This window comes from Ruegeria sp. AB9 (assembly GCF_056542585.1).
In genome coordinates, this window is record NZ_JBQGAA010000001.1 from 18399 (window position 1) to 43620 (window position 25222).

Annotated in this window: 42 protein-coding genes; 34 read left to right on the forward strand and 8 right to left on the reverse strand. The window is 54.9% G+C overall.

The window, feature by feature from the left end:
• Nucleotides 1-202: 202 nt before the first annotated feature.
• Entirely contained in the window at nt 203-409 is a 207-nt protein-coding gene (locus ACR0K5_RS00145; RefSeq protein ID WP_480627715.1) for a hypothetical protein, read from the reverse strand.
• A 96-nt stretch (nt 410-505) separates the two neighbouring features.
• Here ACR0K5_RS00145 and ACR0K5_RS00150 point away from each other — a divergent pair, with 96 nt between their 5' ends.
• Nucleotides 506-802, forward strand: a complete 297-nt coding sequence (locus ACR0K5_RS00150; RefSeq protein WP_480627716.1) for a helix-turn-helix domain-containing protein — start codon at nt 506-508, stop codon at nt 800-802.
• 279 nt (nt 803-1081) lie between these two features.
• Here the strand turns inward: ACR0K5_RS00150 and ACR0K5_RS00155 are convergent, their stop codons facing one another.
• Complete coding sequence (locus ACR0K5_RS00155) at nt 1082-1510, reverse strand: hypothetical protein (protein WP_480627717.1); 429 nt, start codon at nt 1508-1510, stop codon at nt 1082-1084.
• 159 nt (nt 1511-1669) lie between these two features.
• On the opposite strand from ACR0K5_RS00155, the gene ACR0K5_RS00160 reads away from it, so the two are divergent.
• Both ACR0K5_RS00160 and ACR0K5_RS00165 read left to right on the forward strand, forming a co-directional pair.
• The gene (locus ACR0K5_RS00160) at nt 1670-2107 is read left to right on the forward strand and encodes a hypothetical protein (RefSeq protein ID WP_480627718.1); all 438 of its coding nucleotides are present in this window, start codon (nt 1670-1672) and stop codon (nt 2105-2107) included.
• Nucleotides 2104-2367: a hypothetical protein gene (locus ACR0K5_RS00165; protein WP_480627719.1), complete on the forward strand. Its 264-nt coding sequence runs from the start codon at nt 2104-2106 to the stop codon at nt 2365-2367. Before ACR0K5_RS00160 ends, ACR0K5_RS00165 begins: the two co-directional genes overlap by 4 nt.
• Nucleotides 2368-2457: 90 nt before the next feature.
• On the opposite strand, the gene ACR0K5_RS00170 is transcribed toward ACR0K5_RS00165, so the two are convergent.
• Nucleotides 2458-2649 carry a hypothetical protein gene (locus ACR0K5_RS00170; protein WP_480627720.1) on the reverse strand — a complete coding sequence of 64 codons (192 nt, stop codon included), beginning with the start codon at nt 2647-2649 and terminating at the stop codon, nt 2458-2460.
• A gap of 545 nt (nt 2650-3194) precedes the next feature.
• On the opposite strand from ACR0K5_RS00170, the gene ACR0K5_RS00175 reads away from it, so the two are divergent.
• The 28 genes from ACR0K5_RS00175 to ACR0K5_RS00310 all read left to right on the forward strand — a co-directional run bounded on the left by ACR0K5_RS00175 (nt 3195) and on the right by ACR0K5_RS00310 (nt 16115).
• Nucleotides 3195-3440, forward strand: a complete 246-nt coding sequence (locus ACR0K5_RS00175; protein ID WP_480627721.1) for a hypothetical protein — start codon at nt 3195-3197, stop codon at nt 3438-3440.
• Between the two features lie 5 nt (nt 3441-3445).
• Nucleotides 3446-3646, forward strand: a complete 201-nt coding sequence (locus ACR0K5_RS00180; protein WP_480627722.1) for a hypothetical protein — start codon at nt 3446-3448, stop codon at nt 3644-3646.
• Complete coding sequence (locus tag ACR0K5_RS00185) at nt 3643-3840, forward strand: hypothetical protein (protein WP_480627723.1); 198 nt, start codon at nt 3643-3645, stop codon at nt 3838-3840. Before ACR0K5_RS00180 ends, ACR0K5_RS00185 begins: the two co-directional genes overlap by 4 nt.
• Nucleotides 3837-4235, forward strand: coding sequence for a hypothetical protein (locus ACR0K5_RS00190; protein WP_480627724.1), 399 nt, complete (start codon nt 3837-3839; stop codon nt 4233-4235). The genes ACR0K5_RS00185 and ACR0K5_RS00190 overlap by 4 nt, the downstream gene beginning before the upstream one ends.
• A complete protein-coding gene (locus tag ACR0K5_RS00195; RefSeq protein ID WP_480627725.1) occupies nt 4232-4561 on the forward strand; it encodes a hypothetical protein in 330 nt (109 codons plus the stop codon). The genes ACR0K5_RS00190 and ACR0K5_RS00195 overlap by 4 nt, the downstream gene beginning before the upstream one ends.
• Nucleotides 4554-4784, forward strand: a complete 231-nt coding sequence (locus ACR0K5_RS00200; protein WP_480627726.1) for a hypothetical protein — start codon at nt 4554-4556, stop codon at nt 4782-4784. Before ACR0K5_RS00195 ends, ACR0K5_RS00200 begins: the two co-directional genes overlap by 8 nt.
• Nucleotides 4781-5161 (forward strand): hypothetical protein, encoded by a 381-nt coding sequence (locus ACR0K5_RS00205; RefSeq protein WP_480627727.1) that lies wholly within the window; start codon nt 4781-4783, stop codon nt 5159-5161. Before ACR0K5_RS00200 ends, ACR0K5_RS00205 begins: the two co-directional genes overlap by 4 nt.
• Nucleotides 5158-5376 carry a hypothetical protein gene (locus ACR0K5_RS00210; protein WP_480627728.1) on the forward strand — a complete coding sequence of 73 codons (219 nt, stop codon included), beginning with the start codon at nt 5158-5160 and terminating at the stop codon, nt 5374-5376. Before ACR0K5_RS00205 ends, ACR0K5_RS00210 begins: the two co-directional genes overlap by 4 nt.
• Complete coding sequence (locus tag ACR0K5_RS00215; RefSeq protein ID WP_480627729.1) at nt 5369-6118, forward strand: hypothetical protein; 750 nt, start codon at nt 5369-5371, stop codon at nt 6116-6118. Before ACR0K5_RS00210 ends, ACR0K5_RS00215 begins: the two co-directional genes overlap by 8 nt.
• On the forward strand, nt 6118-7281 hold the full coding sequence (locus tag ACR0K5_RS00220; protein ID WP_480627730.1) for a recombinase RecT: 1164 nt from the start codon (nt 6118-6120) through the stop codon (nt 7279-7281). Before ACR0K5_RS00215 ends, ACR0K5_RS00220 begins: the two co-directional genes overlap by 1 nt.
• Complete coding sequence (locus ACR0K5_RS00225) at nt 7278-7622, forward strand: hypothetical protein (protein WP_480627731.1); 345 nt, start codon at nt 7278-7280, stop codon at nt 7620-7622. Before ACR0K5_RS00220 ends, ACR0K5_RS00225 begins: the two co-directional genes overlap by 4 nt.
• Nucleotides 7622-8107 (forward strand): hypothetical protein, encoded by a 486-nt coding sequence (locus tag ACR0K5_RS00230; protein ID WP_480627732.1) that lies wholly within the window; start codon nt 7622-7624, stop codon nt 8105-8107. Before ACR0K5_RS00225 ends, ACR0K5_RS00230 begins: the two co-directional genes overlap by 1 nt.
• Nucleotides 8104-8520, forward strand: coding sequence for a zinc-finger-containing protein (locus tag ACR0K5_RS00235; RefSeq protein WP_480627733.1), 417 nt, complete (start codon nt 8104-8106; stop codon nt 8518-8520). The genes ACR0K5_RS00230 and ACR0K5_RS00235 overlap by 4 nt, the downstream gene beginning before the upstream one ends.
• Nucleotides 8517-8867 carry an HNH endonuclease gene (locus ACR0K5_RS00240; RefSeq protein ID WP_480627734.1) on the forward strand — a complete coding sequence of 117 codons (351 nt, stop codon included), beginning with the start codon at nt 8517-8519 and terminating at the stop codon, nt 8865-8867. The genes ACR0K5_RS00235 and ACR0K5_RS00240 overlap by 4 nt, the downstream gene beginning before the upstream one ends.
• 83 nt (nt 8868-8950) lie before the next feature.
• The gene (locus ACR0K5_RS00245) at nt 8951-9220 is read left to right on the forward strand and encodes a DUF6948 domain-containing protein (RefSeq protein WP_480627735.1); all 270 of its coding nucleotides are present in this window, start codon (nt 8951-8953) and stop codon (nt 9218-9220) included.
• A 137-nt stretch (nt 9221-9357) separates the two neighbouring features.
• Complete coding sequence (locus ACR0K5_RS00250) at nt 9358-9609, forward strand: hypothetical protein (RefSeq protein ID WP_480627736.1); 252 nt, start codon at nt 9358-9360, stop codon at nt 9607-9609.
• Nucleotides 9610-9664: 55 nt separating this feature from the next.
• Nucleotides 9665-9880 carry a hypothetical protein gene (locus ACR0K5_RS00255; RefSeq protein ID WP_480627737.1) on the forward strand — a complete coding sequence of 72 codons (216 nt, stop codon included), beginning with the start codon at nt 9665-9667 and terminating at the stop codon, nt 9878-9880.
• Nucleotides 9877-10458, forward strand: coding sequence for a hypothetical protein (locus ACR0K5_RS00260; RefSeq protein ID WP_480627738.1), 582 nt, complete (start codon nt 9877-9879; stop codon nt 10456-10458). The genes ACR0K5_RS00255 and ACR0K5_RS00260 overlap by 4 nt, the downstream gene beginning before the upstream one ends.
• A 55-nt stretch (nt 10459-10513) precedes the next feature.
• Entirely contained in the window at nt 10514-10888 is a 375-nt protein-coding gene (locus ACR0K5_RS00265; RefSeq protein WP_480627739.1) for a hypothetical protein, read from the forward strand.
• Nucleotides 10889-10955: 67 nt separating this feature from the next.
• Nucleotides 10956-11654 carry a hypothetical protein gene (locus ACR0K5_RS00270; protein ID WP_480627740.1) on the forward strand — a complete coding sequence of 233 codons (699 nt, stop codon included), beginning with the start codon at nt 10956-10958 and terminating at the stop codon, nt 11652-11654.
• Between the two features lie 64 nt (nt 11655-11718).
• Nucleotides 11719-12393: a hypothetical protein gene (locus tag ACR0K5_RS00275; RefSeq protein ID WP_480627741.1), complete on the forward strand. Its 675-nt coding sequence runs from the start codon at nt 11719-11721 to the stop codon at nt 12391-12393.
• Nucleotides 12393-12614: a hypothetical protein gene (locus ACR0K5_RS00280; protein WP_480627742.1), complete on the forward strand. Its 222-nt coding sequence runs from the start codon at nt 12393-12395 to the stop codon at nt 12612-12614. The genes ACR0K5_RS00275 and ACR0K5_RS00280 overlap by 1 nt, the downstream gene beginning before the upstream one ends.
• Nucleotides 12611-13438, forward strand: coding sequence for a hypothetical protein (locus ACR0K5_RS00285; protein ID WP_480627743.1), 828 nt, complete (start codon nt 12611-12613; stop codon nt 13436-13438). Before ACR0K5_RS00280 ends, ACR0K5_RS00285 begins: the two co-directional genes overlap by 4 nt.
• 175 nt (nt 13439-13613) lie before the next feature.
• Nucleotides 13614-13946: a hypothetical protein gene (locus tag ACR0K5_RS00290; RefSeq protein ID WP_480627744.1), complete on the forward strand. Its 333-nt coding sequence runs from the start codon at nt 13614-13616 to the stop codon at nt 13944-13946.
• A 261-nt stretch (nt 13947-14207) separates the two neighbouring features.
• Nucleotides 14208-14369 (forward strand): hypothetical protein, encoded by a 162-nt coding sequence (locus tag ACR0K5_RS00295; protein ID WP_480627745.1) that lies wholly within the window; start codon nt 14208-14210, stop codon nt 14367-14369.
• Between the two features lie 14 nt (nt 14370-14383).
• Nucleotides 14384-14899 (forward strand): hypothetical protein, encoded by a 516-nt coding sequence (locus tag ACR0K5_RS00300; protein ID WP_480627746.1) that lies wholly within the window; start codon nt 14384-14386, stop codon nt 14897-14899.
• A gap of 53 nt (nt 14900-14952) precedes the next feature.
• A complete protein-coding gene (locus ACR0K5_RS00305; protein WP_480627747.1) occupies nt 14953-15237 on the forward strand; it encodes an excisionase family DNA-binding protein in 285 nt (94 codons plus the stop codon).
• A gap of 101 nt (nt 15238-15338) precedes the next feature.
• Complete coding sequence (locus ACR0K5_RS00310) at nt 15339-16115, forward strand: tyrosine-type recombinase/integrase (RefSeq protein WP_480627748.1); 777 nt, start codon at nt 15339-15341, stop codon at nt 16113-16115.
• Here the strand turns inward: ACR0K5_RS00310 and ACR0K5_RS00315 are convergent.
• Nucleotides 16108-16656, reverse strand: coding sequence for an HNH endonuclease signature motif containing protein (locus ACR0K5_RS00315; RefSeq protein ID WP_480627749.1), 549 nt, complete (start codon nt 16654-16656; stop codon nt 16108-16110). The two genes, ACR0K5_RS00310 and ACR0K5_RS00315, sit on opposite strands and share 8 nt — an antisense overlap.
• A 302-nt stretch (nt 16657-16958) precedes the next feature.
• Between ACR0K5_RS00315 and ACR0K5_RS00320 the strand changes: the two genes are divergently transcribed.
• Entirely contained in the window at nt 16959-18545 is a 1587-nt protein-coding gene (locus ACR0K5_RS00320; protein WP_480627750.1) for an APC family permease, read from the forward strand.
• Nucleotides 18546-18594: 49 nt separating this feature from the next.
• Here the strand turns inward: ACR0K5_RS00320 and lon are convergent, their stop codons facing one another.
• The 4 genes from lon to ACR0K5_RS00340 form a co-directional block, all read right to left on the reverse strand.
• Nucleotides 18595-21003 carry an endopeptidase La gene (lon, locus tag ACR0K5_RS00325; protein WP_480627751.1) on the reverse strand — a complete coding sequence of 803 codons (2409 nt, stop codon included), beginning with the start codon at nt 21001-21003 and terminating at the stop codon, nt 18595-18597.
• Nucleotides 21004-21226: 223 nt separating this feature from the next.
• Complete coding sequence (locus ACR0K5_RS00330; RefSeq protein WP_480627752.1) at nt 21227-21634, reverse strand: DUF6636 domain-containing protein; 408 nt, start codon at nt 21632-21634, stop codon at nt 21227-21229.
• Between the two features lie 91 nt (nt 21635-21725).
• The gene (gene tgt, locus ACR0K5_RS00335) at nt 21726-22856 is read right to left on the reverse strand and encodes a tRNA guanosine(34) transglycosylase Tgt (RefSeq protein WP_480627753.1); all 1131 of its coding nucleotides are present in this window, start codon (nt 22854-22856) and stop codon (nt 21726-21728) included.
• A 64-nt stretch (nt 22857-22920) separates the two neighbouring features.
• The gene (locus ACR0K5_RS00340) at nt 22921-23832 is read right to left on the reverse strand and encodes a nucleoside hydrolase (protein ID WP_480627754.1); all 912 of its coding nucleotides are present in this window, start codon (nt 23830-23832) and stop codon (nt 22921-22923) included.
• A 175-nt stretch (nt 23833-24007) separates the two neighbouring features.
• Here ACR0K5_RS00340 and ACR0K5_RS00345 point away from each other — a divergent pair, with 175 nt between their 5' ends.
• A complete protein-coding gene (locus tag ACR0K5_RS00345) occupies nt 24008-24898 on the forward strand; it encodes an SPFH domain-containing protein (RefSeq protein ID WP_480627755.1) in 891 nt (296 codons plus the stop codon).
• Nucleotides 24898-25176: an NfeD family protein gene (locus ACR0K5_RS00350; RefSeq protein ID WP_480627756.1), complete on the forward strand. Its 279-nt coding sequence runs from the start codon at nt 24898-24900 to the stop codon at nt 25174-25176. Before ACR0K5_RS00345 ends, ACR0K5_RS00350 begins: the two co-directional genes overlap by 1 nt.
• Nucleotides 25177-25222: the final 46 nt, after the last annotated feature.

Consider the following 25222-nt stretch of genomic DNA (forward strand, 5'->3'; position numbering starts at 1 on the left):
AACGGTGGCGGTAGATGTCCGGGCGGGAGCAAGCGACCAATGCTGTGCTGGATCTTCCACATGTCATCGAAAGACAGCGAAAGACCGGTCTTTTTTCCGCTCTCATCGCGGACGAACAAAACAAGACGATCATCAGCGTGATTGTCACCGGACGTCCCAGACCACGTGTAGCGAGGAAACTTCGGAAGCGTCGAACGATAGCTCATTCCACGGCCTCGCTTTCTTCCTCGACCGGGTTGTCATCAATCCAGTTGAGAATTTTCTTCGCGTGAAACTCGTGAAAGTAGCCCTTGAGCATCCGGTCGTAGAACTTCCGGTTCGAAATCGCGTATTGACAGATCGTCGTGGGTTTCAGACCCGACAGAGTTGCATAAGCGTCGATTTTTTTGATTGTAGATGCACGGTCCATACCCCATGAGGTAGACTATTGTCTAATTTTCGTCAACAGACTTCGTTAGACTATCGGCTCGTGGAACCGAGTCATCCATTGGATTATTGTCCAATTATGGAAGAATTAGCGTTTCGCGACCGCGTGTTGCAGGCAATGGAAGAGCAAAAAATCAAGAAAATGGAGCTGCACCGCAGATCCGGCGTCTCTTATCATGCCTTGGACAAATTCTTGAAAAGGGATGGTGCGACGACTAGTGCGGAGAACGCCACAAAGATAGCTCAAGCGTTAGGGATTTCAGTCGAAGAAACTGATGACTACGAAGAACTTCGCTCTATCTACTACCAACTGAGCGAAGAAAAGAAGAAGTTCGCGTTAATGAGTTTGAAGGGCCTTCTGGATCAAAAAGCATAGACCTAAGATCGTCCAACAAATGTGGCCAGGCTTCACGGGGAAGCTTGTCAACCAGCTCAAAGAATTCCTCATCCACACTACTCGCTGCCCCATCTAAATCACTCACTTCCGCAATCCTTCATAATCAGGTCACTCCACCTCCTCCCCGCTCGGGAAGTGTCCGTGCCTTTCATCTCTATTCATCGAAGATAAAACACTGAAATAACGTGTCTTTTTGATAGTAGGATTTTGGAATGTGAAGCGTCAACAGTAGGGGTGTCGAAAATCGACACCCCTAAATCACCGAAAAATGGATAGTTTTTTTTCGAAACAGATTGTTGATGATTCCGGAACAATCTTAGGCAGCCCCAGATCTCGAAACGTGCGAATCAACTCAGTCGAAAAGCCGGTCTGGTATCCGCAAGATATCTGGACCGTTTCGCTATGTACCTGAATTAGCATATCAGAACCCACATCTGAAATACTCCATTTTCGGCAGCCTCCACTGACATAACCCTCTTTCGCGTTCCGCCGGATGACTTTCGCAACTGTTTCCCTGGACGCTCCGACCTGCCGCGCGAGTTCGGAGACCGTCAGGCATTCATCCCGCAGGTAAAGCTCGCGGAAAATTGCCCGGCTGACACGCGTGATCCCCAAAAGCCTGGTTGCATACTCATACCGCTGCATGAACTCCAAAATATCGCGATCTGGTGTAACAAAACCCAGCACAACGGCATCCCCTCACCCTGCTTCGACCAATAAACACATTCATATTGTAACTTTTGTTTGTTCAAAGTCAGTGTCAGAGTGAGATTTTGGAGATTTTACCAAGATTGCCGAATCTACGTACGCTACGTACTATTCAGGTGTTTGACGCTGGGATTTTTTATGTCCGATTTAGAAGATGTCACCTCAGAAACTGTGGCAAGCAAAGGCGATGATGACCTTCGGTCAAGGATTGAAGCCCTGGAAGAAAGGGTAAGAAATCTGGAGAGGATCGAAGGACTTTTGACCAGACTTGAAGGGGCGGTGAAGAGGAGTCTGGAACAATCACAACGGATTGCGGCTATTTCTGAAACCCTTTCCGATGTTGAAAAGAGTATCGAGCCTGTTTCTCAGTGGATAGAAGTTTTGGCAAAACAAGACGCTACCACTGTCTCTGTGATCGGCTTCATGCTCCACAAAGCTCATCCTTCGCTTTATCCAAAGCCAGACATTTCGACCGAAGCGGTAGCAACATTCCTTAACCAGGTGCTGGCCAACGCGCTATCCTTCGATTTGGAAAAAACTGACGAAGGTGCCGACAAGGGAGGAGAAAAACAGTGAGCAAAACACTCCCACGTCCGATTTCTCAAAATGTCGTCGACCTCCCTCATGTAGACCCATCCTTGAAAGGTGGTGGCGGAGATGGCACATATGAAGATATGGAACCGCGTGTAAGACAGCTCGAAACCGATATGGCTTACATAAAGGGTAAGCTTGAGGACATGCCAACAAAGGACTGGATGACAACCCGCCTCATCTGGGTTCTTGGCGCTTTTGTCGTGATTTCTGGCGTTATCCAAGTCATCATCGAAAAGATTTAGGATTAGCTTTAAGGCTGTCGATTTAACCCCGCCCTGACGGGGTTTTTTCATTGCGCGCCGGAGTTTCCTCACACTTCAGCTGGCATTCCCCTACTGAGGGAAACGCCCGACCGCTTCGTCAAAGGACAGTTGCACAAGGAACTCGATGAACTCACGCAATTCCTGGCCCTGCAACTCTGTCGCAGTGTCGATCAGTGCTGACATGTATCGGCTGTGCGACCACTCTTTTGCCTTAGAACTGATATTGCTTAAAAGCGCGCGGATCTCTTCATCAGGTGTCATTTCATCCTCCTACGGGTTGCGCGGAATTTTCATAAAATGTGTATCGATGCCCTATGATAATGAAGAAGGTGTGCTGTCCTATTTGCTTTTCTTTCTTGTGTAAGCCGTTAATCTTAAAACGCTAAAATCAAGAGGTATTTTGAATGGAAATTTTACTCGTAGTTTGGCTGCTGTGTGCAGGTATTAGTTATATGGTTGCCCGGGATCGAGCACCGTCAAAGGCAGGATTGGCCGCGCTACTCGGTTTCTTTCTGGGGCCGATAGGGGTTCTCATCACCTTCTTTCTGAAGGATTAACAACCCAACCTCACGCCGGTCATTGATTTAGCCCCCGATTTCCGGGGGCTTTTTCTTTGGTGAGTCTCCAAGCCGGTGCCACGAGTAGAATCTGCGCGAGTTTCCCTGACATTTCCAAGGATAGGCAGGCACTGATTCTGTTTTTATTTACCAACACCTCGCCTTCTGTCTAACTTTTTTTAGACTTTTGTCTTGTATTTAGACTTGTGTCTAATTATTGTCTCTCTTGTGACACGAAGGAGGACGGACATGCTTACAGCCGTAAACAGCGACAGAGTTTGCCCGGAATGCGGAGGGCACGGCCTAGTCAATATGGGCCCCACCCTGCGCAGCGGAGCGAGTGTTCACGAGCGCTGTGACTGCCAGCCGATCCAATCCGAAACCGATCAGGACTACTTTGCTCGACGCGCTCTTGAAGCGAACGACGAGGCAGATCGGTTGATGGCCCTCCGTGAAACAAAACGCGCCGCAGTTACGGCGTTGGCAGCGGAGTGATCGTCATGGCTTTTCGTTTCAAAAACTCCGTTTACAAAACTTGGGATGGCCGAATTTGCGATGATGCAAATGACCTTCACTACTCCGCGTCAACCAACAAAATCTATGATCGCCACAACCGCTTCCCACCTGTCGAGGTCACTTCGACGGTATGGAACGCGATGGTCAAAGCGTGCGCAATCTACAACCGCGAAGTCACGTCATGAAACGCTGCATCCAGATTGGCGGGACGAACGGTCCCATCACGCAGGGCGAGCTTTGCCGCGCTTGGGAAGAGCCTGTCCGCCGCCCGCCTTTGTTTGAATTGAAGCAACAGCGCCGCGCGACGGTGGAAGTCGATGACCAAGAGCGCACCGGCGATCTGATCCCGAGTGCTCGCCATGGGGAGACTGTTCAGTGAGTGATTATGGAGATTTCTGCCGCGCTCAACGCATTGAGCGTCAAGAGCTTCGCAGGTTCTGGCATGAGTGCCCTCACTGCGCTGTTCGTTTTGGAACTGGCACCAGCGTAGCGCCCGGATCGAAGTGTCGGAATTGCGACTGGATTGCACCGGGCACACGTGGCGATGATCGGCGCTCAGTCGAAGCCATGAAGCGGAAGCAGGAAGAACTGAGAACTGCGATTCAAAAGAAAAAGGAACGCGATTTCGAATTCGAGTGCCCGTACTGCGACCGGAAGTTCAAGAACCCGTTCAATCGCGGCCAGCATGTTCAGAAAGTTCATGCGGAGATTCATGAAGAACGACGCGTGAAAATGGGCAAGCGCAAGACCTTCGAGACGGAGGTCACGTCATGACCCGCACCTCCTCATCCCTTAACGCCGACCGGCCCCTGGCCACTCAAACCCACGGAACCACCTTCCGGTCGGAATGCGCGCAGCCCATCACCAGTGTGAAGGGTAACGAGTACGGCTGCGCGTCCGAGAGTGATCCCCTGACCTCTTCCCCAGGGGATCACTCTCAAGAATCCAACTCAGAAAGCCCGGAAATCCCACGCTATTCAACGGGGGAAATCCTTGGGGTTTACGCGATCTGCGTGGCTCTCGGTTTTGCAGCGATGGCGCTGGCCCACGTGAAACTAGAGCGCGACCTTGATGTGAATTGGGAGCGGATCAATGACTGACATCCGCATTATTCCCGACATGACCCACAGCTTTGTAGACGATACTCCCGTTCCACTCGGCGCCTATTTGGCAGGCGGTTTGCGGTCGGGTCTGCGCGAGGCTGCGCTGATCGCTGCCCTACTCACTCTCCTACACGTTTTCTTGCCTGTGTCCGTACCGGGCGAGGAAAGCCTCGGCGGACGTCACCTATCCACCCAGATAGCCGCCGAGGCACCTAAATGAGACGCCCGTCCACATACGCCGAGATCTACGCGTGGCATCGGGCGTGTCTCGCGGGTGAGCGTCCTGCCACCTACGAAGATGAAGTCCAATGTGGCTGGTTCAGGACACGCATGGTTCGCGGTGGGCCATGGGTTCCCGCCCGCATCTGGCTAACGCGGGTTATCGACATCGAAACCGGCGAGCTGGCCGAGGATGAGACCTACCATGCAGCGATGGACGGTGAATTGCGTGATCCGATCACTGTTTGGAATCGCTGCAACGGCAACCCGATCAGCAAAGAACAATTCGAGGAACTTTGCACCTTGCGTGAGCGCATGCCGTCGATGGCCGCGACCCACGTTCATTTCAACCTTTCAGAAAGAGCAATGAGACCATGACACAGTTCGTAGCCGTTAAGTTCAACCCCGAACACAGCCGCACCTACACCTACGCCAACAATGGCGAACTGGTGGGACCAGGTGACCGCGTGAATGTCCTGACACCGCAAGGTGAAAAGACCGTCGTGGTGGATTCCGTGACGGACGAGGTGCCACCCTTCGCGTGTAAGGAAATCCTCGGAAAGTTCATTCCGGAGGCCACGGCCAATGAATGATCTGTCCAACACCCCCGCAGGTATCGGAGATAACAAGCCTCCCGTTTATGACCCTGAGATTTACGGCGGCTTTGAAAACCGTGTCCGTGATTTCTCAGACGCCGCCGCCGAATGGAAAGAACGCGGTGCTATCGAGAATGAGGAAACCGCCGAAAAAGCCAACGATTTCATAAACGGCGCACGAAAACTGTTCAAAGAGATCGAGGACCAGCGCGTAGTTGAAAAGAAACCGCACCTCGACGCCGGTCGTTCCATAGATGCCGACTTCAAGAAACTGACCACAGTGATTGAGACCGCGGTCAAGTGGGTCAAAGAACCCCTGCAAGCATTTATGCAAGAGCAGGAACGTCTTGAAGCCGAGCGGAAGGCCGAAGAGGAACGGAAAGCCCGCGAAGAAGCTGAAGCCGCCGCACGCGCTCAAGCCGCCGCTGAAAGCCGCAACGACATCATGGGTATGGAACAGGCCAAAGCCGCTGAAGAAGAAGCCCAACAGCGTGCGGAAGACGCTCAGAAGGTCGAAACGGCCAAAGTGGGTTCTGCAACCGGTGGCGGCCGCCGAACAGCCATGCGGACAGTTCGCAAAGCCGAGATCACCAACATCAACTCAGCCATGCTCCACTACCGGGAACACCCGGAAATGACGGCGCTGCTTAAGCGCCTGGCTGATGCCGACATTCGCGCATCCAAGGGCGCAGACATCACTATTCCCGGTTTCAAGATTACCAGTGAAAGGAAATTGTAATGGCTCAGGCCGTCGCTAAATTACCTCTTCGTCAAGTTCAAAACGTTCAACAACTCCTGATGAACGACATGGCGCGCGAACAGTTGGCAATGGTAGCCGCTGAACACATGAAGCCAGAACGCATGATGCGGATCATGGCTCAATCCATTCGCAAGACACCCAAACTAGGCCAGTGTGAACCACTATCCCTGCTGGGCGCGATGATGGCTTGCGCGTCCCTCGGATTGGAGCCGGGCGGCCCTGATGGACACGCCTACCTCTTGCCGTTCGAAAACAAGCGAAAGGGTATTACAGAGGTTCAACTGATCATCGGATACAAAGGCTATCTGGCTCGCGCGTGGCGATCTGGTATCGTCAAATCCATTCAGGTGGGCATTCACTACAGCGACGACGAGCATTGGCTGTTTCGCAAGGGAAGCGACGCGATCCTCGAACACGTCGAAGGCCCGCAGGAAGGCGAGAAACTACACGCCTACTGCATCGTGAAAGTGGTCAACGGCGGTCTTGAAGGCGAGATCGTGACCTGCCTGCCCTGGAAGCAAATCCTCAAAACTCGCGACACCTCGAACGGCTGGAAAACTGCTGTTCACTTCAACAAGACCAAAGACAGCCCGTGGTTCACGCACGAGGACGCGATGGCTATCAAGACCGCCGTCCGCAAGACCGCGCAAAGTGGCCTACTGCCGATGTCCTCCGACTACGTCAACATGGACGGTGTGGATGATGGAAAATCTGATTTCCGCTCCTTCGCCATGGACCCGACCGGTGGCCTAATGGGCTCAGACGACGGCGTGACCATCGAAGGCGAAGCCACCGAGGCAGATCAACCCGAAACGAACGAGGGCAGTGAGCCCGAGCAGAAGCCGGAAGCCAAGCAGGACGAGGCCCCGAAGGCGGAGACTAAGAAGAAAGCCGCCAAGAAGGACAAACCGGCAGAGAAAGAGGCCGAGCAGCCTCAAGAAGAGCAGACCGGACCCAGTGACGAGGAAATGTCCGCCAAGCTGGTCGGATTGATCAAAGACGAGCTCGAGAACGCCACAGACCTGGGCGACGTCGAGGGCGTCATGGAGCTTTACGGCGAGCAGGTCGAACAGATGAAGGGCACGCCCTTCTTTGACCAGATCCAAGAGGCCGCAGACGAGCGCCGGGAGAAACTGGCATGAACTCGGCCGAACTCTTTGAGCAAATCGACGCGGATCCGGTTGTGGCGTTTGCCCGCCACACCGGACGCCCCACAGCAGTCCTTTCTCGTTTGCCTGACTACATGCGCCCCGGGTTGGTTCGATTTGTCCTGCTAGGGATCGTACCCGGTTCCTTTCTGCGCGCCGTTCTTTCGGACGAACCAGAAATTGCACGTGTCCGCGCGGATTCAACGAACAAAGGTCTGCTGGATCGTTATCGGGATTTTCTGGAATTAGAAGCACCGGACGATTGCTGGGGATCATCTGAAAAGGTGCGTGCCTGGCACGAACGCGGCGGTCTGTTGGGAAAGGTTGCTGCCTGATGTCCGTCGACCTGCTCAACGAACGCCCCTTGCCCACGGAGATTGATGGGCGTTGGTGGATGCCGATGGAATACACCGAGCAGGTCGAGAACGCACTGCGGGAAGACATGCGCGAGAAATCAGCGCTGCGGGGCTACATGGCTGAAATCAACAAGCTGTGGCAGAACATCCCCGAGAAATTCGAAAGCGCCTCCTGGGCACAGTCATCTGATACCTTCCGCAAATTTGGACTTATCAAAACCGGATATTGCGACGTTTCTATAGACTGCTTTGCCACCCCCGAGGATGCAGTTCGCGCAGCGTCACTGGTCGGGTACATGGCGCGCATGGCTCACGGCTTCGCCATTACGCGTGCCAAGGGCGATATTGTTGAGTGCATCACTCCACACAGCCAAAGTCTCAAAGACATGGGTAAAGACGAGTTCAAGGCATCAAAAAATGCCGTTCTCGATTTTTGCCGCGGAATCGTGGGGGTGACGGAATGAGCAAGCCCCGTGAAATCCATTGCTGCGGTTGCAACAAAAAGATCAACGCCCGGCTGACTAATGGCGCTGAGATTTACCCGCACCGAAAAGACCTTTCAGGGTTGCCGTTCTGGAAGTGTGACATCTGTGGCAATTTCGTAGGCTGCCACCACAAAACTAAAGATCGGACACGCCCTCTAGGCTGCATCCCTACCCCAGCCATCAAGAATGCGCGTCAGCACATACACAAACTCTTGGACCCGATCTGGAAGCGCGGCGATATCAAGCGCACCGATCTCTACGGGATGATTGCTAAAAGGTTGGGTCGCAAAACCTACCACACCGCAAACATCCGCAGCGTTGAAGAAGGTCGTGAAGTCTATCGCATCGTCCTCGCCATAGAGTCCGAGCTGAACGGCGAGGTGATCGAATGACCCGTCGTCGCATGTCCACAACCCGCCGCGCCCGCATTTTCCAAGCGGCAAACGGCATCTGCCACATCTGCAAACAACCGATCGATGGAACGCGCGAGAGATGGGAGGCCGAGCATATCATTCCGCTTGAGGTAAGCCGGGATGACTCAGACGACAACCTGCGCCCGGCACATGTGCGCTGCCACAAATCGAAGACCAAAGAAGACGCGGCAGTAATTGCCAAGTGCAAGCGCGTCGAGGCGAAGCACAACGGGACATTCCGAACAGGAAGCCCCCTGCCCGGCGGCAAAGACGACAAATTCAAGCGCAAGATCGGCGGCGGTGTCGTTCTGCGAGACGAGGATTGAACACCCAGCAATCCCACCAATCCCTTCCCGTTGTGAGTGACAGCGGGAAGGGGGAGCAAAAAACCAAAACAAAGGAGAAAACCATGAAACCAGTTTTAATTACGACAAAGCATCGCGGCGTATTTGCGGGGCTTGTATCCGAAGGTCAGGACATGTCGGCGCGATCCATGCCTCTCTATCAGGCTCGCATGGCGATCTATTGGGGAACATCCAAGGGCGTAATGCAATTAGCTGAGACCGGGCCAACAGCTAAGAGCAGGATTAGCGCCACTGCAGATGTCCCGATGCTCAACGATATCACCGCAGTTTTTTCAATCACCGAAGAGGCGTGGGAAAAATGGAAAAGCGCCTAATCACAGCGGATGACCTCGTTTCCGGGGGCTGCTGTCGCGATGGCGTCATGGAGTCAGCTTCACCAGATTGGCCGGCTGCGTTTACCGAATCCGAAGCCCTTAAAGAAGCCTCTAAGCGTGGAGAAAAATCACTTGTGATGCGCGCGCTGAAACTGGACGGCTACGGCTACGGCAACGGCTACGGCTACGGCTACGGCAACGGCAACGGCGACGGCAACGGCAACGGCTACGGCGACGGCAACGGCTACGGCTACGGCTACGGCTACGGCGACGGCTACGGCGACGGCTACGGCGACGGCAACGGCAACGGCGACGGCGACGGCAACGGCAACGGCTACGGCGACGGCAACGGCAACGGCGACGGCGACGGCGACGGCAACGGCTACTGACTTCTCTTTCTGGGCCTCAGCAATGGGGTCCAGCGACGGAAAGCAGGAGAGACGGATGCAAATCGAGACAATCGAAGACCTGAACAATGTCGATGATGGAGCACGCATTAAGCTGACCCCGAATTCGCTTAACCCCATTCACAGCAAGCCGGTAATGGCGACGTTTTCAGGCGGCTATTTCATTTGTGACGGCAGCAATCCGATGGATGGGCCGGACTACTACTTCCGTGACGTCTTCCAATTTAATGACAAGATCGAAGTTGTCGCATGACCCAAGCATTTCCCCTCCAATGGCCGCACGGTCGCGCACGAACCAAATCCCGCAGGGATAGCGGTTTTCGCGTGAAGCCCACCCAGGCATTCGAAGAGATGATGCAGGAGCTGGGCCGGTTCAGCGCAAAAGGCGTGGTCGTATCCTCCAACATCCCGACGCGGCGCGACGGAACACCCTACCGCGACGGCCTGACCGAGTTGCTGGAAGATCCCGGCGTGGCGGTGTTCTTCACTAAAGGCAAGCGCCTGATCTGTCTGCCTTGCGACACCTACCGCCGTCCGTGGGAAAACTGCCGCGCAATTGGCAAAGCCGTCGAGGCGTTGCGGGCGATGGAACGTCACGGCGCGCAGCAGATCCTTGACCAAGCCTTCGAAGGATTCACCGCCCTGCCCGCCCCTGACAGCATGTCTGATGCTCCGGACAAGGCGTGGTGGCTGGTTCTCGGTCTGGATTCCGGAGCGAACACAGATGCGATCCGAGCCGCGTACAAGAAACGAGCACGCGAAGCCGGTGGAGCATCCGTTGAACTGAATACCGCCAAGGAAGCCGGACTCAAGGCGCGAGGTTCCGCATGACCCAGCAGACCAAGATAGAGTGGACCGCCCCCGCAGCGCTGATGGGGGGAGAAGGATGAACGTCACCCTGCTAGACGAAGGCACTCGCAAGGCCAGAAAGCGACACCAGTGCTTTGATTGCTACGCGTCAATTCGACCGGGCGAAGAGTACAGGTTCTCTACCTGCCTAAATGACGGGTCAGTTTATACACTGGCTCACCACTCGGACTGCTACAGCGCTTCTGATTTCTACCGAAACTTTCACGAATTGGATGTCTGGAGCTTTGACATGGAAGGCATCCCCCCTCTGGCGGACATGATCAGAGATGCGGGGGAATTCAAAGCAGACATGTGGTTGCTACGCGGTCACTTCCCACACGTAGTCTGCCGCCTGGAGTTCTTCGAACAGATAGCTGCGATCCGGGTCAACGAATGGGAGTGCCCGCAATGACCGACTTCCCCACCCTCCCCGAGCGCGCCTTGTCGATCCGCCAGCCATTTGAACCGGAGCATCAATCATGAACGACCACCCTATTCTTTTCTCTGGCCCGATGGTCCGCGCCCTGCTCGACGGGCGCAAAACCCAGACACGGCGCATTTTGGGCGACAAACAATGCAAACGTGTCTGTGATGTTTCGCCCGAGGAACTAGAGACATTGGATCAGATGGGCTGGAACATCTCCGACAGTGATACTTGTATCGGAGATTGGCTGTTCAAAGTCCCTGTTAATGTGGGCCATCGCCTCTGGGTGCGCGAGACATGGCAAGCGCACGGTTGGGCAACAGATTGCGTGACGATCCGTTACAGAGCGGAAGAAAAAACAAAGGGCTTCACTGCCCAGATCGAGCAAATCCCCTACCCCAAAGGCGACAAGAACGCTTTCAAGTTTGTTGCTTGCAAAGGTCCAAACCATTGGCGGCCGGGTATCCATATGTTCCGCTGGGCGTCCCGCCTGACCCTGACCGTGACCGACGTGCGGGTGCAGCGTTTGCAGAAGATCAGCGAACCTGACGCGCTGGCCGAGGGTTGCACCGATGGGTCCGTGCAAGATCAGATTTCTGGGATTGAAGAGGGTTGGTCGGCACGATCAAGTTTTCGCAACCTCTGGGACAGCCTGAACGAAAAGCGCGGCTTTGGCTGGGACACTAACCCTTGGGTCGCCGCCTACACCTTCACCGTCCATCAAGAGAACATCGACCAGATGGAGGCAGCATGAGCATCCCCGTTAAAGGCGCTCTCGGCCTGTTCCGCTGGCGCAATAACCTGGAACGGGGGACGGTATGACAGACAGCAGAACCATTGCCGCGCTCTACGTGCAGAAAGGCGGATGCTACTTCGACCTTCCGGGGGTCGATCCTTGGGACGAAGAACGGGACGCGCGTATGTATCTGGGGCCGTGGCCAGTAATCACACATTCGCCGTGTCAGCGGTATGGGCGGTTTTGGAAGGGCCAGCCGGGAAACATCAACAAAGGCATTGTCGAACGCAAGGGAGATGACAAAGGCTGTTTCAAGTCTGCGCTGTTTGACGTGAGACGCTGGGGCGGTGTCATGGAACACCCTTGGGGCAGCCACGCATGGCCGATGTTCGGATTAAACAAGCCGCCAAGAACAGGCGGCTGGATCAGGGCCGATGAACACGGTTGGACCTGCTGCGTAGAGCAAGGACAGTATGGTCACTACCACCCGAAACCAACGCTCCTATACGCCGTTGGCGTTGATCCCCTGCCCGAGCTTCGGTGGGGCGTGACGAAGGTTCGGGATGAGGATTTTCCGGCCGAGGTCGTAGCCAGGCACGGTATCGAATACTGCCGCAAGGCTGGCCTCATGGCCTTCAAGGGTGGTGGCAGGGACAGCACAGCCCGGATCGCCACACCCGTCGAGTTTCGGGACCTTCTTATCTCAATGGCTCGATCCGTTTTCGCAACCCGAACCAACACAGGGGAGCTTGTTTGATGCCTTCTGAACCCACCAACAGCATGACTGAGCAGCCGTATGACGACTTCGGAGAATGGGTCGATTGCTGGGACTGCGGCGGCGAAGGTGAATACAGCGACATGTGCCAGTGCGAAGACTTCGAAGACATTTGCTGCTGCGCCACGCCGACACCAAAGCGTTGTTCGACCTGCAAGGGAAAAGGTGGATGGACCCTAACGGAAGGAAAGGCAAAGCAATGACTGACACACGCCGGGAAGCGATAGCGGTGAAACCTTTGGTTTGGTCCCATCGACCAGACGATCCAGACAACACCACGTGTGCCGACACCACCTATGGAAGATACAAGGTCGTTCATCGGGGTGAATACGGGTATGGGCTAATACGTCCGGGGGATAAGTCGCCCGATAGCTATCATGAGTACGTTGATGACGCCTGCGACGAAGCATGGCACCAACATCAAAAGCGTATCCTACCCGCCCTCACCCCTGCACCAGAGGCCGACGTTTCCATTCTGACAATGAAGCTGTCAGGAAACCGAGAGGAACATTGGGTTCGGATCACACACGATGGCCGCACGTTCGATGTTCGCAAGTATGGCGGAGAGTATCTGAACCGGGCAGAATACGAGCGCGACACGTTACGGCATGTCCTGTTGGGCGAACCTAAGCCGGATTTAATGGACCCGATTTACGCGGACCCGGCACCCGGTGCAGAGCCTGCCACGGAAGGTCATTTGGCCAGAAATCAGCCATGCGGTTGCATAGTCTGCTACTGCGAAGACGATGAGCAGTGTCAGGGCTGTGGGGCAAAGAGCTGTGGAAACCATCCGGTAGGTGAAATTCCGAACCCGGTTTACGAAGCTCCCGCCACGGAACAGCCGAGCGTGAAGGACGCGGCGATTACCGCAGCAAAGGACGGAATTGCTCAAGCTGTTTTAAACGCGGACGATGTTTGGGCGGACTACGGAGGTGGCTACAGAATTCACCTGTCATTTGGTTCAAGGTCGGATCACACCGCGCATCATTTCGCCACCCTGCGTTCCCTAGCACAGGGAGATGAGTGATGGCTCTCCCCTATGATGTCGCCCGCTGCCCCAACGAAAATTGCCACCTGAGCAATCAGTGCCTGCGGTGGCTTTCACCCGGCAACTTCAACGGTCAGCTTTTCGCAGATTTTCCAGTTCCCAAGGATGGGCAGACTTGCAGTCACCAAATCCCCGTTTCGGAGGACCCCACCCCATGACCAATGACAGTACATCGCCAGACCTGATTGATCGGTTGCGGGCATACTCTCACGATTACCCGTGTATCCACTGTGAAAGCCCTGTTTTGGAAGTGAACAGCAGGGGGCAAGCAATCTGCGTTCGCTGCTTGGGGGAAAACCCGATTGACGTAAAAGGTCGGACAATATCGGAAGCCGCCGACGCCCTCGAAGCAGCACAGGCACGTATTGCGGAGTTGGAGCGCGAGAACGCCATCATTCAGGCCGCGAAATCCGGCGTCACCTATGTTTGCCCTGAGTGCGACATAGCGGGTTGCAAGCACGTCCGCGCAGCACTGGAGGGCAAGTGATGACTAACCTGATACTGAAAACAGGCGCACTGCCTTATGAGGATGGGTCGGGCTTTGAGGTGGAAATTGTCGTCGAAGGTCCCAACACCCACTTTTCAAGCGTCCGTTTGGAACTGAACCCGGACACAGAGTTTTGCAGCTTTGACTTGGATAAATGGCCGGAGGTGCGCGCCGCAATAGACCGCGCCGTTCACGCCTATCAACTGCTTAAGATGCCCCCACCCCCACGAGTTGAGAGAGAACGGATAGAGAGGAACGGACATGAAACCACAGCGCGGCGAAAAGTTCTTTTGGCGCGGAGATTGGGCCAAGGTCATGACGTTCTGTGACGGCTATGTGATGGCTCGAAAGAAGGGTGCGATGCCCTTCGTGATTTCCCAAAAGGAATGGGCGTCCTGCCCGCAATCAGAAAGTGTCGGATAGAGAGGAACGGACGGATGCCAATTGTCACACAGAAGTGGACACACAACCTGACTTGTATGCAGCAAACCGTGTTGCTGACTGCGGTTCGTGGTCCCGATGGCGTAGCAAAGTACCACCCGTGCAAGTTTCTGATCCGCTGGTTTCGTCGCTGCGTTTTACTTGGCGCGCTGGATCACAATGTCTTTGAAAACCCTTATGATCCCAGAGGTGGTTCTTTCACTGGCCCCAGCTACGAATGGCCTCCGGGCCTAGATCACGACTGGACCGAGAAGATGAACTCGGTTGTTGAAAGATACCTGCAAAGCCTGGACGAGTTGCCACACCACTTCCAACTGCATTTCATGCACGCGGCTGAGATCATTGGGTACAAGCACCCAGATTTGAAAGTTCGGGATTGGTGGAACTGGCTCTATCGCGAACTTGTCAAGGATATGCATCTGTCGCCGGAGACAGAGGAAGAGCTCGATTATCGCCTCGGGGATAGCGAGGAACAGTGGCGCGCTACAAGCTCAGTAGCCACTCAGGCCTAGGCCCCCACCATGTCCCCGCTCTACGTCAAAGAACACAGGAAAAGGAGGGTAAGATGACGCCAGCAAAACCCTACACACCAGACGACCTTGCCAACCGCTGGGGATGCTCCGGTGAGACCGTCCGTCAAATGGCCAAACGTGGCGAATTGAGATTTTTTCGCGTCGGGCGCATGATCCGCATACCTATCGACGCTGTGGAGGAGTACGAATCATGCCGGACATCAAGCTTGGACACCTGCGCGGCGGATTCTGCGTCTACTGGACAAACGATGACGGCAAGCGAGCCCGTCATAAGCTTAACGCACGCACCGCGAAGGAAGCAGAAGCGGAAGCAATAGACCTTTACCGCCGGAAAGCCCACACGGCCAAAGGGCAGACGGTCAAAGAGCTATGGGATAACTATCTCAAAGACCGCAGCGGCAGATCTATCGCTGAGACCATGAAGTACACAGGCAAGGCCGTTCTTCCCCATTTCGGATCACTCCGACCCGACCAGATATCCGCCGACCACAGCCGTAGCTACGCGGACAGCAGGCGCAAGGCGGGGATCAAGGATGGCTCCATCTGGACCGAACTTGGGCACCTGCGCTCTGTCATGAATTGGGCTTACAAGCACGGGATGATTGATCGAGCGCCGGTCATCGAACGCCCCTCAAAGCCCGCACCGAAAGAAAGATACCTCACCAGATCCGAAATCGACCGGCTCCTATCGGTCAAGTGCGAACCGCATATTCGCCTCGCTATGATCTTGATGCTTTCCACCGCGGCGCGCGTTGGCGCAATCCTGGAATTGACATGGGATCGTGTCGATATGGACAGAGGTCAAATCAATCTGCGCGCAGGCGATACGCAAACTCGAAAAGGCCGCGCAGTCGTACCAATCAACTCCGGCCTTCGCGCCGCCCTGCAGGAAGCCAGGAAGGCAGCCCTGAGCGATTACGTCATTGAATGGGCTGGTGGCCCTGTGAAGAGTGTCCGGAAGGGCATCGTGAACGCGGCACAACGTGCAGAGGTCCCCGAAGTCAGCCCCCATGTTTTCCGACACACAGCAGCAGTTCACATGGCCGAGGCAGGCGTGCCAATGAGCGAGATTAGTCAGTACCTTGGGCATTCGAACGTTCAGGTCACGGAGCGTGTTTACGCCCGCTATAGCCCCGATCACCTACGCAGAGCGGCAGATGTCGTGGACTTCACCGCCGTTCGAGGTGTCAGTTAATCTTTCCATGGTTTTCATGGAACCCATGTTCGCGTTCTGCATTTTCACGTGCCCTTACCGCTTCAGCATAGGTTCTAAATCTACCAAGGAACTTCTTCTTCCCGTTGATTTTAAGGTAGGCCTCCCACCTTGCCGGGCAAAAACTGACACCGACCCTCGAGAACTTGCCACCGATGCCCCCGCTTCGGTTCATCGAGTTTTCCACGCTGGTGACAACCCGCAGGTTCTGAATTCGGTTGTCCGTCCGAACATGGTTGATGTGATCGATCTCATTGTCAGGCCACTCCCCGAAGTGCATGGCCCAAATTACTCGATGAGAGCGGTACTTTACGCCATCAATCTGACCAATGAGATAACCCTTATTGTCTGTGGTCGCGAATGCTCTTGTGCCGGCATGCGCAGAGTTCCATCTGTGCGCTGCTATATCTCGCGATACTTTCGTTGCATTAAAGTGGCTCGGTGGGCGGTCTCTCCAGATCAGAAGCCCTAGATCGGCATCGCAAAACAGGCACTCGTGTAGGTAATCAACAGAAACGGTCATCTTCTTTTTATATTCGGTTTACGAAGCGTTCTCCAGTTCACTGAACTGGAACACGCTGGACAAACCCGGAATCATTGGCGAACACCCCTGATAAGAAGTGCGCCTTTGACGAGATATCAATATCTTGGCGAGAGGCATCTTTTTTCACATCGAAGATGTCAGGAGTTCAAATCTCTTATCACCCACCATTCCCTGCATGAAATTTTACTGAAGACCGGCAGGCTTGCCACAGCGCGTTTTTAGAGACTATCGTGACCCATTTGGCCCAAAAAAAACGGCCACACGCGGAGGCTTAGGTCACCATGACGGGTTTAAAGCGGGACATAGGCCTTTTAGGACTGACTTTCATTTCAGTCGGAGGAATCATTGGTTCGGGGTGGCTTTTCGGTCCCCTACTCGCGGTTCAACATGCGGGGCCTGCGGCCGTAGTCTCGTGGATTATTGGCGCGGTTGCCATGTTCATTTTGGCAATCACCTTCGCAGAGATTTCCGCCATGCTTCCGATTCCGGGCGGGATTGCGCGTGTGCCACAGTTTTCGCACGGCAACATCGTGTCGATGGCTATGGGGTGGACCGCCTGGATCGGGTACAACACCACAGCGCCCATCGAAGTAGAGGCCATGCTGAAATACCTCGCTCCTTATGCGCCTTGGCTGCATACGGTGGAAACCGGCGATCTGACCGGGGCCGGAGTATTTGTCACGTTGGTCTTCATGCTGCTTTTCGTTGCGGTGAATGCGCTTGGCGTCAAGTTTTTCACGCGGGTAAACGCAGCACTTACGTGGGCCAAGATTGCCATACCTGTCATCCTTTCCGTTTTGCTTATCGCCAGTCGTTTCAAGGTTGAAAACTTCACGCAGCCAGATGGATTTGCACCCTACGGCTTGCAAGGAATTATGGCCGCAGTTTCAACTGGAGGCGTTATTTTCTCGTTCATTGGATTTCGCCATGTGGTTGATATGGCCGGAGAAGTTCGAAATCCAAAGTTTGCCATTCCGGCTGCTTTGGTTTTGTCGATTGTCTTGTGCGCCGCCATCTACCTTGGTCTGCAAGTGGCTTTCATTGGTGCGCTGGACCCATCCATGCTTTCCAAAGGGTGGGCACAACTGAGTTTTGGTGGCGAAGGCCCTCTGGACGCAATAATCATTTCCGTCGGCTTGGTGTGGTTTTTGAGCTTGCTCAATGTCGGTTCTGTCATAGGCCCCTTCGGCAATGGGCTGGTTGCAACCGGATCGAATGCGCGTATCGCCCTCGCCCTCTCCCAAAACGGTTTCCTGCCCAAACGACTGCAGACCCTATCATCCTTTGGGATCCCGTTATGGGCGCTGGCACTGAATTTTCTGATTGGAACGCTGTTCCTGCTAACGGTGCCCTTTACCACCGTTATTGCCTTGAACGGCGCGGCCATCGTCTTGTCATTTGCCGTGGGACCGATTGCGGTCGTTTGTCTGAGGGATCTTTTACCGGATCACCCGCGGTCGATCCGCATTCCGGCCGTTCGCCTTGTCGCGCTATCGGCCTTCGCCATTGCCACGTTAATCGTCTATTGGAGCGGATGGGACACGGTCTGGCGGCTTGGTATCGCGTTGATCGTTGGCAAGGTTCTGTTGCTGGTCCGGTTCCGAGGGCGGTTGGATGAAATGGACATAACCGAAGCCTTGTGGCTCATGCCATATTTTGCCGGTCTTGGGCTAATCTCGTTCCTTGGGCAATTTGGAACCGGATCATTGAAACAGATTCCCTTTGGGTGGGATATTGTGCTTTGCACTCTGTTTTCTGCAATCATCTTCGTTCTTGCGGTGCGCTCAGCACTTTCGCAAGAAAAATTCAGGGAATACATTGCTGAAGAAGAGATACTTGATCCAAAGAAACCCGTCATTGGATTGTAGAAAAGGCGGAGCAATTGCCCCGCCTTTTTCATTCTTTCAATCCGTCTGCTTAGTGCGCAGTGGCTGACGGGCCATTGGCTTCCGGCGAGGCAGCCGCAGCTGCAGCGGCCTCCTCAGCGGCTTCGTCCCATTCAATCGGCTCCGGTGTACGAACCAGAGAATGCTCCAGAACTTCCGAGACGTGCTTGACCGGGATGATTTCCAGCCCTTCCTTTACGTTGTCCGGGATATCCGCCAGATCCTTTTCGTTTTCCTCTGGGATCAGGACCGTCTTGATCCCACCGCGCAATGCTGCCAGCAGTTTCTCTTTCAAACCGCCAATCGGCATTGCGTTCCCACGCAGTGAAACCTCACCCGTCATGGCGATGTCTTTGCGCACCGGGATACCCGTCAGAACCGAGACGATCGAAGTCACCATCGCCAGACCCGCTGACGGACCATCCTTGGGCGTCGCACCATCGGGCACGTGCACGTGGATGTCGATCTTGTCGAACTGTGGCGGCTTCACCCCGATCTTGGGGGAAATCGACCGCACATAAGACGAGGCCGCGTCGATGGATTCTTTCATCACGTCGCCCAGCTTACCGGTGGTCTTCATCCGGCCCTTGCCAGGCAGTTTGAGCGCCTCGATATGCAGCAGGTCGCCGCCGACCGAAGTCCAGGCCAAACCAGTCACAACACCGATCTGGTCATCCTGCTCGGCCAGACCATAACGGAATTTCGGGACACCCAGAAACTCATCCAGATTGTCGGGCGTGACCTTAACAGTTTCCGCTTCTTTCTTGATGATCTTGGTCAGCGACTTCCGGGCGACTTTGGCGATTTCGCGCTCAAGATTCCGTACGCCCGCTTCGCGGGTATAGGTACGGATCATCGTTTGCAGCGCCTCATCGGTCAGTTCAAATTCCTTGTCCTTCAGACCATGGTTTTTGACCTGCTTGCCGATCAGGTGTTGCTTGGCAATCTCGCTCTTTTCGTCCTCGGTGTAGCCGGCCAATGGAATGATCTCCATCCGGTCCAACAGAGGTCCGGGCATGTTGTAGCTGTTGGATGTCGTCAGGAACATCACGTTCGAGAGGTCATATTCGACCTCAAGATAGTGGTCCATGAACGTGCTGTTCTGTTCCGGGTCCAAAACTTCCAGCATCGCCGAAGCCGGGTCACCACGGAAGTCCTGCCCCATCTTGTCGATTTCATCCAACAAGATCAGCGGGTTCGTGGTTTTCGCCTTTTTCAGCGCCTGAATGATCTTGCCGGGCATAGAACCGATATAAGTCCGGCGGTGACCCCTGATCTCGGATTCGTCACGCACGCCACCCAAACTGATGCGAATGAACTCGCGCCCCGTCGCACGTGCAACCGACTTACCAAGCGAGGTTTTACCTACACCCGGAGGGCCGACAAGGCACATGATTGGGCCCTTCAGTTTTTTCGACCGCTGCTGAACAGCCAGATATTCAACGATCCGCTCTTTGACCTTTTCAAGGCCATAGTGATCGGCATCCAGAATGTCCTGCGCGCGTGCCAAGTCCTTTTTAACGCGGGACTTGGTGCCCCACGGCAGAGACAGGATCCAATCCAGATAGTTACGTACAACAGTGGCTTCGGCTGACATAGGCGACATGTTCTTGAGCTTTTTCAGCTCGCCTTCCGCCTTCTCCAGCGCTTCTTTCGACAGCTTGGTCTCGGCGATCTTGGCTTCCAGTTCCGCAACTTCGTTGCTGCCATCCTCACCATCGCCAAGCTCTTTCTGAATGGCCTTCATCTGCTCATTCAGATAGTACTCGCGCTGTGTCTTCTCCATCTGGGATTTGACCCGGGTCTTGATCTTTTTCTCGACCTGCAGGACCGACATTTCTCCCTGCATCAGGCCATAGACTTTCTCAAGCCGCTCGCTGACACTGAGAGTTTCAAGCAATTCCTGCTTTTGTTCGACCTCGATACCCAGGTGGCCCGACACAAGGTCGGCCAGTTTTGCCGGCTCGGTGGTTTCACCGACGGCCGTCAATGCTTCTTCGGGGATGTTCTTGCGCACCTTGGCATAGCGCTCAAATTCGTCCGCGACAGTGCGCAAAAGGGCTTCTGTCGTAGTCACGTCACCCGGAATTTCCGTCAGATATTCCGCACGGGCTTCGAAAAATTCTTCGTTTTCAAGGAACTCCGTGATTTGCACACGGGCCTGCCCTTCGACCAGCACCTTCACGGTGCCATCGGGAAGTTTCAGCAGCTGCAGCACATTGGCCAGAACGCCGGACTGGTAAATACCGTCCTCATCCGGATCATCTACACCAGGATCGATCTGACTGGACAAAAGAATTTGTTTGTCATCCTGCATCACCTCTTCCAGCGCGCGGACCGATTTGTCTCGGCCTACGAAGAGCGGCACGATCATATGCGGAAACACCACAATATCGCGCAGCGGCAGGACGGGGTACGAGGAATTCAGAGGCTCTTGCATGCTCTATCCTTATCATTGGCAAGACGGCGCTTGTCCCTCATCGAGGCAACACTTGGCCATCTCCTGTCTTGGACGATAAAGGTGGGGCCTCATCGCCCTTTTTCAACCTTACCGCCGTGTATCGTGTTTCAGCATGAACCGAGGTTTTCGGGACTGCAAGACGTCCTGGGAACATATCCACCGAAATTAGCGCGGCATGCATAGGCATTGCGCAATTCAACGGTCAGAACACCCGCTGCACCGCCCGGGACAGAAAAAACCCGTGGCCGTCCATGTTGCGACACTCCAGACCTTTCGTTGAAGAACTGCAAGTGAATCCACCAAACCGACCAGTGACGCCATATTCCGCACGATCAAATCCGTCTTGGTTCCGATTCAGCGGCTGGCACAGCATTTCCACAGGGCCAGTGTTGAACATCAGGAAATCATGCCCCCAGTCAGATTGGCAATTCGACGGGCGTGGCATCGCCGGTGGGCCATGTTTTTCTATGATGGTGCACTGGATATCCGAGGACTGTGCACTTTCCCCAACCGAGCACTGAATATTTTCGGATGGGGTTTCAAAGGTCCAGACGTCTGAAATGGCAGGTGTCGCGCAGAAAATTGCTGCGCCGAGAACAACGCGAAACATGAAAACACTCCGGGTTACGAACTAAAATAGCATTGCTTGAAGTGGCCCCAGAATACCGGAAAGCCACGCAATTGTCACCCGGAGGGGTAAGTTACAAAGGCTCGATATCGCCCTGTGCCCGCTTCGCGTGAAACTCAGTCTGCCACGCGTCAAAGGTGCCTGCGGCAATCGCGTCGCGCATGCCCTGCATGATTTCCTGAAAGTAATGCAGGTTATGCCAGGTCAGCAACATGCCCGAGATCATCTCATTGGCGCGGAACACATGGTGCAGATAGGCGCGCGAATAATTCGAGCAGGCCGGACATGTGCAGTCTTCATCCAGCGGGCGCGGGTCGTCCGCATGGCGGGCATTCTTGATGTTCACCACGCCATAACGGGTGAACACCTGACCTGTACGACCCGAGCGGGACGGCAGGACGCAATCCATCATGTCGATCCCCCGCGCCACCGCACCGACAATATCGTCCGGCTTTCCAACACCCATCAGATAACGTGGCTTGTCAGCAGGCAGAAAATCTGGGGCGTAGTCGAGACAGTCAAACATGGCCTCTTGCCCCTCGCCCACAGCCAGACCACCAACGGCATATCCTTCGAAACCGATGGACTTCAGAGCCTCGGCGCTTTCTTCGCGCAGGTCCTGCTCAAGGCCACCTTGCATGATGCCAAACAAGGCATGACCCGGACGGTCCCCAAACGCGTCGCGAGACCGTTCAGCCCACCGCATCGACAAACGCATGGATTCGGCAATGCGGTCTCGGTCGGCGGGCAGTGCAGGACATTCGTCAAAGCACATCACGATATCCGAACCTAAAAGGCGCTGTATCTCCATTGACCGTTCAGGCGTCAACTCGTGCTTTGATCCATCAATATGAGATTTGAAGGTCACGCCCTTTTCGGTCAGCTTGCGCAGACCGGCGAGCGACATGACCTGAAAGCCCCCCGAATCCGTCAGAATGGGCCGGTCCCAGTTCATGAACTTGTGCAACCCGCCCAGACGGTCGATCCGTTCCGCCGTCGGACGAAGCATCAGGTGATAAGTGTTGCCAAGCAGAATATCCGCCCCAGTGGCGCGAACACTTTCCGGCATCATCGCTTTGACCGTGGCCGCTGTTCCCACGGGCATGAATGCCGGTGTTCGCACTTCGCCACGCGGTGTATTGATCACACCGGTACGGGCCTTGCCGTCAGTGGCCTTCAGTTCAAATGAAAACTTCTGGGTCATGTCATCGCCTTCGGATCGCCGAACCGGGCAGGCTTTGCCCGATCCATTCGGTCTTTGCAACCCGTCAGGGCAAGGACGCAACGCGTTCGGTAAACAGGTGCACGACCCCTGCCCCATCCACATCGCGACAAACACGAACCACGGGACGATCCGGATCAGGTTGCGTCGCACCCATCCGATCACCTTCCGTTACAACACGCAGCCCCGTTTCGACCATGTCGAACATGGCGCCATGAGAACAGGCGATTACGGCGGTTGAATCGTGCAGGCCGCATCCCTCTAAACCGCCGACCTCCTTGTAGAACTTCAGACAAAAGCGAGAGATGTCGCGCAGGAAAGACCCCATGTCAGTTGATCTTTGTGCCAGCGCTTCAAAATCTGCTGTCTCGTAAAGCGTTTTCAGTGTGACATCCAACCCCACAAGAACAGTCTGGGGCGGAGCTGAAAAGACCTCCTCAGCGGCAAGGGCATCGTGGTAGATATTGGCTTCGGCATGTTCGGTGATGTTGCCCGGACAGAACACGGCGCCGCCCATGATCACCAATCGACCAAGATTTCCAGCGAATTCCGGGTCTAGTCGCATGGCATTGGCAATGTTGGTCAGCGGCCCCACTGCACATACCACCAACTCGTCTTTATGTTTTTGCGCCATTGCGACCAGAAATTCCGCCGCTGAAAGATCGTGGTTCCTGCCAATTTCGGGAATTTCGGTCAGGTCGCCAAAACCCTCGGGACCGTGCACATGTTCGGATGGCGCATGCGTATCTGCCCCCAACGGGAAAGGCGCACCTTCTGCAACCGGAAGGTCGAGGCCCAGCTTGTCCAGCAAAAATCGGGCATTGCGGCTGGACTGGTGAACATGCGTATTGCCGAACACCGTAGTCAGGCCGATCAAGTCAAATTCGGACGCAGCGGCAGCATAGGCAATGGCCATGGCATCGTCGATGCCTGGGTCAGTATCGATAATCAGTTTCATCCCTGCCCGATACCGCAAACAAGCCGGGATGCAAAGCAGTCACAGCGGTTCAGTTCAATGTTGAATTCTCATATAGGGACGTTTGCATCCAGCGGTTTTCCCTCCATACCAGAGTTGAAATCGGGCGACTCAATCCCCACATGTATACCATAGTACACAATAAAAAGAGGACAGAATGACCGAAGAACAGATCATCGGATTGCTTTCGTCAAACATCATTTACCTGCTGGCCGCCGTGCTGGTGGTTATCGTTATTTTCAAAGGCATCAAGATCGTGCCCCAATCCGAGAAATACGTGGTCGAACGATTCGGAAGGCTGCATTCTGTGCTTGGCCCCGGCATTAACTTCATTGTTCCGTTTCTGGACGTTGCACGGCACAAGATCTCGATCCTCGAACGCCAATTGCCGAACGCGACACAAGACGCGATCACCAAGGACAACGTGTTGGTGCAAATCGACACTTCGGTCTTCTATCGTATTCTTGAGCCGGAAAAGACAGTCTATCGCATCCGCGATGTTGATGGTGCTATTGCAACCACGGTGGCTGGTATCGTCCGCGCCGAGATCGGTAAAATGGACCTGGACGAGGTACAATCGAACCGCGCGCAGCTGATCACACGCATTCAGGAAAGCGTTGAAACCGCCGTGGACGATTGGGGTATCGAAGTCACCCGGGCCGAGATTCTGGATGTAAATCTGGACCAGGCCACCCGCGATGCCATGCTGCAACAGCTGAACGCGGAACGTGCTCGCCGCGCACAGGTGACCGAAGCCGAAGGCCAGAAACGTGCCGTCGAACTGCACGCCGATGCCGAGCTTTATGCGGCGGAACAAACCGCCAAAGCGCGGCGCATTCAGGCCGAAGCCGAGGCATACGCGACCGGCGTTGTCGCCAAGGCCATTCAGGACAATGGCATCGAAGCTGCCCAGTATCAGGTTGCGCTGAAACAGGTTGAAGCTCTTAATGCACTGGGCAACGGTTCCGGCAAGCAGACCATTGTTGTGCCGGCCAACGCACTTGAAGCCTTTGGTGATGCGTTCAAAATGCTCAAAGGAGGTAGATGATGGCTGATCCCTTTTGGCTGACCTGGTGGATCTGGCTGGCGGCCGCGCTGGCTCTGGGAATCCTGGAAATCGTTCTGCCCGGGTTCATCTTTCTGGGCTTTGCAATCGGGGCAGCAATTACGGGTCTTGTTCTCATCATTCCGGGCCTGACATTGTCGCTGCATGTTCTCGCGCTGATCTTCGCAGTGCTGTCGCTGATCGCATGGCTGGCTCTGCGCAAGCTGTTTGCCTTGCCGCATGGTCAGGTCAAAACCTTCAATCATGACATCAATGACTAAATTGCCGCGGCGCCCAATTGGGCGTCGCTGCCCCACTGGACGCTGT